Here is a 6,690-nt window from a genome sequence, read left to right on the forward strand (position 1 = left end):
CCCCGGACCCCACCACCGCCGACGGTGTCGCCGTGCGGGCGCTGGAGCAGATCTACACCTGGTATCCGGCCACCGAAGCCGAGGGCGACGCCATGAAGCGGGCGCGAAAATGGCTCGGACCCAGCCTGATCCGTACACTGGATACCCCATCCACCGGCGTGGAAACACCGAGACCGCAACTGCGCTGGGCCGACTGGGCCAAGGCCGGAGCGCGGGTCGAGGCGTTCGCGTTCGCGTCCGGCGAGAAGGCCCCCGCGGGCACCGACCCGAATCGGCAGCAGTACAAGATCGGCATCGAGCAGACGGTCGTCTATCCGGACGGCAGGCGTGAGGCGCTACCCCCGGCCACGGTCGTCGCCACCGTCGTGCGCGGCGCTACCGGTGTCTGGTTGCTGGACGAATATCGTTGAGCGCTAACGACTCACAGGTCATCCCAGGAGGTTAGAGATGGCGAAAGCACCGGTGAAGGATCCGGCCGACCCGGGTCCCGACACCACACTGCAGCTCATCTACGCGGGTTTCGCGATCTTCGGAACCCTGTGGGTGGCCGTGCAATTGGGCAATCTGCTGTCCAGCCCGCGCCAGCACATGCCGATCAACCCGATCGCCATCATCGTCAACCTGGTCAAGGGCAATCTGCACTGGCCGGGTGCGGCGACGGTCATCGTGGTCGTCATCGTGCTGTCCGCGCTCGCCTGGCAGCTCTACAAGCGACGGCAGAAGACCGTGGCCGCCAAGGGACGGCTGGCCATCGACGACAAGGCCGATTACATGGGCTCCGGCAGCGCCATCAAGCCGCTCACCGCGGCGGGCGTGATGGAGAAGGCCGACCAGATCGGCGTCCCGCTGAAGAAATGGGACCAGTTCCCCGGCAAGGGCCGGTCCTACATCCCCGATTCGCTGACCGATCCGCGGCTGCAGCGGAAGTTCGCGCAGGAGCGCGGCATCGACCTCGAGGACGTCCAGAAGCATTTCGGCCCACTGGTTCCGGGCATCCCGATCGGCATCTCGGTCGCCGACGGCGAGATGCTGTACGGCTCCTACGAGGATCTGCAGGTCGACATCTGGGGCCCGCGCCAGGGCAAGACGACCACGCGGGTGATCCCGGCCATCGTCGCCGCGGTCGGCCCGGTGGTGGTCACCTCCAACAAGCGTGACGTCGTGGACGCCACCCGCGATGTGCGCGACAACATGGGCAGCCCCGTGTTCGTCTTCGATCCGCAAGCGGTGGCGCCGGATTCGCGCGATCTGATGAATCAGCATCAGGAACCCACCTGGTACTGGGATCCGCTGGGCTGGGTCGATGTGTACCGGCCGGGCTGTGAGGTGCGGGCGGTCCGGCTGGCCGGTCACTTCTCCGACGCCGAGGGCAGCCCCTCGGCCGGACAGGGCGCCGACTCGTACTTCGACCCCGAGGCCGAGGATCTGCTGGCCGCGCTGTTCCTGGCCGCGGGCTTCGAGGGCAGCACCATCCTGCGCGCCTGGGACTGGGTCAACAATCCCCTCGACCACACGCCCATCGAGATCCTGAACATGAACGGGATGCATTACATGGCACGGGGTCTGGCGGGCCAGTACAACCTGGACGTGCGTACCCGCGACGGCGTCTTCGGTGGCGCGAAGGCCATGATCCGCAGCCTGAAGCTCCCGCACATCCAGCCGTGGATCGTTCCGGGCGGCAACCGCGACCGGTTCGACGAATCGGATTTCATCGACCGCAACGGCACCCTCTACTGCCTCTCGCTCGAGGGTCGAGGGTCGGCGGCGCCGCTGGTCAGCGCCCTGACCGAGGCCGTCATCGAAACCGCGACGGCCAAGGCCACCCGCTCGCCGGGCGGCCGCCTGGGCGTGCCGCTGCTGGCCGCCCTCGACGAGGCCGCCAATGTGGTGCGCTGGAAGGATCTGCCGAAGCAGTACAGCCACTTCGGTTCTCGCGGCATCGTGGTGATGACGGTCCTGCAGTCCTGGGCCCAGGGCGCGCGCTGCTGGGGCCCGGACGGGATGGAAGCGCTGTGGGGCGCGGCCAATATCAAGGTCATGGGCAGCGGTATCGACGATATGAACTTCCTGCAGCAGCGTTCCGAGGCCATCGGCGACTACGACAGCATTTCGCAGTCGGTCTCGGAATCCAAGGGCGGCAAGAGCTATTCGAGGTCGCTGAGCTCCTCGCGCACCTTCAACGCCCACGGTCTGGCGACCCTGCCGCGCGGTCGCGCCGTCCTGTTCGCATCCGGCATGCCCGCCGTGCTCTTGCGCGCGATGCCTTGGTGGGAATCCGATTACGCGGAAGACGTGAAGAATTCGATCCTCGCGCACGTGCCCTCGGCGGCTAAGAAGACCGAGATCGCCGATCTGCTCGGCTCGCCGCAGCTGATCAAGGAAGCCCAGTCCGACGTCGCGTCACCCAAGGAGGTCCGTCCGCTGTGAGCGAAGAGCAGCAAACACCCATGGTCTACGCGAGCGTGGTCGAGTTCGTGGAGAACTACCTGAGTCTCGTGTACCGCCGGCAGGTGACCGACATCAGCGATACCGTGTGGTGCCCGGAATGGTGGAAACACGCCGAGGCGGTCGCGCGGCTGGATGCGATGTGGCGGGCGTGGGAGCACTACCGGTACGACGGCAAAACCGGACTGAGCATCTGGTTTCTCGACCACGCCGACCCGCACATGGCGAAACTGTTCGACCCCAAGGGGCCGTTCAAGTACTGCAGTGTGCGCAACGGGCACAAGGACATGCTGACTCCGCTGCCGCTGAAGTCACCCCAGCAGGGGCTTTTCAGCAATCCGGCGCTGGGGGAGTTCCCGCTCTAGCGAAGCCGATGCATGTGGCGGATCGTGAACCGATCCGCCACATGATCAAAGATCGTGTCGCTCAGACCCGTTCACGAGAGCGTGCGCGCTCGCGTTCCCGTTCGCGCTCGCGGGCTTCCTGCTCCCGCACGCGCCGCTGCGCGGCTTCCTGCTCGCGAATCTGCACGGCGTCCTGCGCCGACTGCGCTTGTCCGACTTCCATCAGCATGCGCACCGATTGCAGCTCGGGTGAGATACCCATGCGCGAAAGATGTTGCGCCAGAGCGGTTCGCCGTTCCACCGAGTCGTATCGCATGGAGTTGCGGCTCGCCTGCTGGGCAGCCATCCGCGAGGCCTCCGCGGCCGCGGCGAATCGATCCTTCTCCAGGGATACGCCCCGATCCACGGTCGGGCGCTCCAGGATTCGCGACAGTTCGCGGTTACGTGGATCGCGCGCCTTGGCGTCCGCGGCCTCGCGCAGCCGACGCTCGCGAGTCTCCTTCTGCCGGGCCTCGGTGACCCTGACGCGTGCTTCCGCTTCTTTCTGGCCACGTTCCCGGGTGCGCAGCGCGACAAGTGTCGCGAGCTGCAACATTTGCCTCATCATCGCCGCTGTTTCGCGGCCGATGTCGTCGAGTTCCTCGGCCATTGCCTGCTCCCCGATGCTGCAGTGAGATCACTATGGATGATTGTGGTGCTTCGTCACGGACATCGCCATCCGAACGGTGGTCGCGAATAGCCATGTCCCGCCTGCAAACGTGGACACCGGGAGAACGTGGGGCGTTGGAGCGGCCCGATGGGGGTTGCCCGGTGGGCTTTACTACGCCTTGGTACTCCGTTCTACGAGGTTACCAGCGAAAACTCCGAAACCGCCGTACGCGTGCGTCGCGATCCAGCATATATCGCACAATTCCGGCGCGAAGCGGAAAATTCAGGATTTTCTTTGGTTAGGGAACCCTTAGTCTGGAGGTTCAACGGGACCTTCCCGAGACCTTGGCCGGAAAAGCAACGGGCCCGGCACCTCGCGTGCCGGGCCCGAAAAACCGTGCTGGTCAGTTGATTTGGACCGATTGGATGTTCACATCCGCGGCCGGCTTGCCATCCTGACCGCCGCCCTGAACGCCCGCCTTGGCGATCTTGTCCAGGGTGGCCAGGCCGTTGTCGTCGACCGTGCCGAAAATCGTGTACTGCGGCGGCAGCTGGGAATCGCCGTAGACCAGGAAGAACTGGGAGCCGTTGGTGCCCGGGCCGGCATTGGCCATGGCGAGCACGCCGCGCTTGTACTCGACCGGGTACTGCGCGGCTTGATCATTGGCGTCGTACTGGTCAGTCGGGTACTCGTTGGCGAACTCGTAACCGGGACCGCCCATTCCGCTGCCCGTCGGGTCGCCGCACTGCAGCACCTGCAGGCCCTTGCCCGTGGTGATGCGGTGGCAGGAGGTGTTGTCGAAGAATTTCTGCTTCGCCAGCGACTCGAAACTATTGACCGTACAGGGGGATTCACCCGGGTTCAGGGTCATGGTGATCGGACCCTGGCTGGTGTCCATGGTGGCCTTCACCTGACCGGCGGTGGAGATATTGGCCGTGCCGGGCGGCGTCACGGGCTTGTCCGCGGGCTTCTGCGACGGGTTGTAGACGCAGTTCACCTGGGGGGCCTTGGCCTTGGCGGCCGGCGGGGGAGCGGCGGTCAGCGAGGCGTCGGGGGTCTCCGAGGCCTTGGCGCTGGTGCTGCTGTCATCGCCCTTGGTCAGGAAGTAGATGCCGACACCGGCCGCGACCGCGACGCACACACCCAGCGCCGACGCCGCGATGGTGAGCTGCTTGCGCTTGCGCGCCCGCTGGGCCCGGTTTTCGAGTTGACGCTCCAGCTTCCGCTTCGCCGCAGCGCGTCGCTGTTCATTGCTCGGCACTAACTGTCCCTCCGTGAACGGTCGGTATTACTAGTTACGGCCGTCAGCCCAGCGGCCGCGGCAGACATTACCTGCATTCGCTGAGAAAAACCTACATATGCCAGTGGTCGGTGGCAGGCAGGTGGTAACCGGTTGGACTTGGCCCACGGGCATCGTGGAAACTTGACCATCGTGACCAAGACCAGCAGCTTCAGTGCCCCGAGGGGGGTCCCCGACTATCTGCCACCCACCTCCGCGGAGTTCGTCGCCGTGCGCGACGGCCTCGTAGAGACCGCGCGACTGGCCGGATACGGGCATATCGAACTGCCGGTTTTCGAGGAGACCGCCCTGTTCGCGCGGGGTGTCGGCGAATCCACCGACGTCGTGTCCAAGGAGATGTGGACCTTCGCCGACCGCAATGGCGAGAGCTTCACGCTGCGGCCCGAGGGCACCGCCGGGGTGATGCGCGCGGTCATCGAGCACAGCCTCGACCGCGGGCAGCTGCCCGTCAAGCTCTGCTACGCCGGGCCGTTCTTCCGGTACGAGCGCCCGCAGAAGGGGCGCTACCGGCAGTTGCAGCAGGTCGGCGTGGAGGCCATCGGCATCGACGATCCGGCGCTGGACGCCGAGGTCATCGCCATCGCCGACGCCGGATTCCGGGGGCTCGGGCTCGACGGGTTCCGGCTCGAGATCACCTCGCTGGGTGATGAGACCTGCCGCCCGCAGTATCGGGAACTGTTGCAGGACTTCCTGTTCAAGCTGCCCCTCGATGAGGAGACCAAGCGGCGTGCGCAGATCAACCCGCTGCGCGTGCTCGACGACAAGCGCCCCGAGGTCAAGGAGATGACCGCGGACGCGCCGCTCATGATCGACCACCTGTCCGAGTCCGCCAAGGCGCACTTCGAGCAGGTCCTCGGCCACCTCGACGCGCTCGGTGTTCCTTATGTAGTGAATCCGCGCATGGTGCGCGGGCTCGATTACTACACCAAGACCACCTTCGAATTCGTCCACGACGGCCTCGGCGCGCAGTCCGGCATCGGCGGCGGCGGCCGCTACGACGGCCTGATGGCCGAACTCGGCGGCCAGCCGCTGTCCGGCATCGGCTTCGGCATCGGCGTCGACCGCACCGTCCTGGCCCTCGAGGCCGAAGGCAAATCCGCCGTCACGGTCCCCCGCATCCAGGTCTACGGCGTCCCCCTCGGCGATGTCGCCAAGCAGCGCCTGGTCGTGATCGCCGGTGAACTCCGCAAGGCCGGCATCCGCACCGACCTCGCCTACGGCGGCCGCGGCATGAAGGGCGCCATGAAGGCCGCCGACAAGTCGGGCGCCTCCCTGGCCCTCGTCCTCGGCGACCGCGAGGTAGCCGAAGGCCAGATCGGCCTCAAGGACCTCACCACCGGCGACCAACGCCAAATCCCCCTGGACGAAGCCGTCGCCCAGGTAGCCGCAGCCCTTGCGGCCCAACAGGATTGACCTACCGGCCGGGCCTGGCAGCCCCCGCTGCCCGGCCCGGCCGATCCGCCGCTGACAAGCGGCCGCCTTGCTGAATACACGGCCCACGTCGAGTCCGAAGCGGCCGAAGTGGCGCCGCGGCCATGCGAATCGGCTTCTGGATGGCGAGCGCGTCGCCGATGACGCCCAATTCGCTGAGTGGCACGCCAGTGAGGGGATTTGCCCGATTCGGCCTCGCCGGTGTGCCACTCAGCGAGCTCGGGCTGGCTCGGCGCGGAAATCCTCGCGCGCCGACGGCGAACTCGGTGTGCGGCCGTATCGGGTTCGGGTGGTGTCGGACCCGCTCACCGAGCCGGTGGGCAGGCGGCCGCGGCTGCGTCTCATGGATGACGGCGATTACCTGGCAGCGGGTATAAGAACAGCTGGCCAGGTGTATGCGTCGAAACGGGCGGGGCGCGTGTCCGTGATAGATCCCGGGTGGAGGCGGGGCAGATCGCGGTCACGGAGCGGGTGGGGGTGCGAGTTGGCGAATCGGTGCTTGGGTCGGGGGAAATAGGGGT

At 66.5% G+C, this 6,690-nt stretch carries 6 protein-coding genes; 4 read left to right on the plus strand and 2 right to left on the minus strand.

Features of this window, described 5'->3' with window-relative positions:
• The 3 genes from ACAM49_RS37825 to ACAM49_RS37835 all read left to right on the plus strand — a co-directional run.
• Positions 1-410, plus strand: a 410-nt coding sequence (locus ACAM49_RS37825) for a hypothetical protein (RefSeq protein ID WP_369640338.1), incomplete at its 5' end; no start/stop codon positions are given.
• 37 nt (positions 411-447) lie between these two features.
• The gene (locus ACAM49_RS37830; protein ID WP_369640339.1) at positions 448-2,427 is read left to right on the plus strand and encodes a type IV secretory system conjugative DNA transfer family protein; all 1,980 of its coding nucleotides are present in this window, start codon (positions 448-450) and stop codon (positions 2,425-2,427) included.
• Positions 2,424-2,810, plus strand: a complete 387-nt coding sequence (locus tag ACAM49_RS37835; RefSeq protein WP_245568668.1) for a DUF4913 domain-containing protein — start codon at positions 2,424-2,426, stop codon at positions 2,808-2,810. The genes ACAM49_RS37830 and ACAM49_RS37835 overlap by 4 nt, the downstream gene beginning before the upstream one ends.
• A 61-nt stretch (positions 2,811-2,871) precedes the next feature.
• Here ACAM49_RS37835 and ACAM49_RS37840 read toward each other — a convergent pair whose 3' ends face one another.
• Both ACAM49_RS37840 and ACAM49_RS37845 read right to left on the minus strand, forming a co-directional pair.
• The gene (locus ACAM49_RS37840; protein WP_040809625.1) at positions 2,872-3,438 is read right to left on the minus strand and encodes a hypothetical protein; all 567 of its coding nucleotides are present in this window, start codon (positions 3,436-3,438) and stop codon (positions 2,872-2,874) included.
• Between the two features lie 403 nt (positions 3,439-3,841).
• Positions 3,842-4,699 (minus strand): peptidylprolyl isomerase, encoded by an 858-nt coding sequence (locus ACAM49_RS37845; RefSeq protein WP_369640340.1) that lies wholly within the window; start codon positions 4,697-4,699, stop codon positions 3,842-3,844.
• Between the two features lie 171 nt (positions 4,700-4,870).
• Here ACAM49_RS37845 and hisS point away from each other — a divergent pair, with 171 nt between their 5' ends.
• Positions 4,871-6,151, plus strand: coding sequence for a histidine--tRNA ligase (gene hisS, locus ACAM49_RS37850; RefSeq protein ID WP_369640341.1), 1,281 nt, complete (start codon positions 4,871-4,873; stop codon positions 6,149-6,151).
• Positions 6,152-6,690 lie beyond the last annotated feature (539 nt).

The organism is Nocardia sp. JMUB6875, assembly GCF_041154655.1.
GTDB lineage: Bacteria > Actinomycetota > Actinomycetes > Mycobacteriales > Mycobacteriaceae > Nocardia.

Excerpts from the sequence above, each read along its gene's own strand:
- ACAM49_RS37830 (WP_369640339.1), top strand. The coding sequence starts at position 448 with ATGGCGAAAGCACCGGTGAAGGATCCGGCCGACCCGGGTCCCGACACC.
- ACAM49_RS37840 (WP_040809625.1), bottom strand. The coding sequence starts at position 3,438 with ATGGCCGAGGAACTCGACGACATCGGCCGCGAAACAGCGGCGATGATG.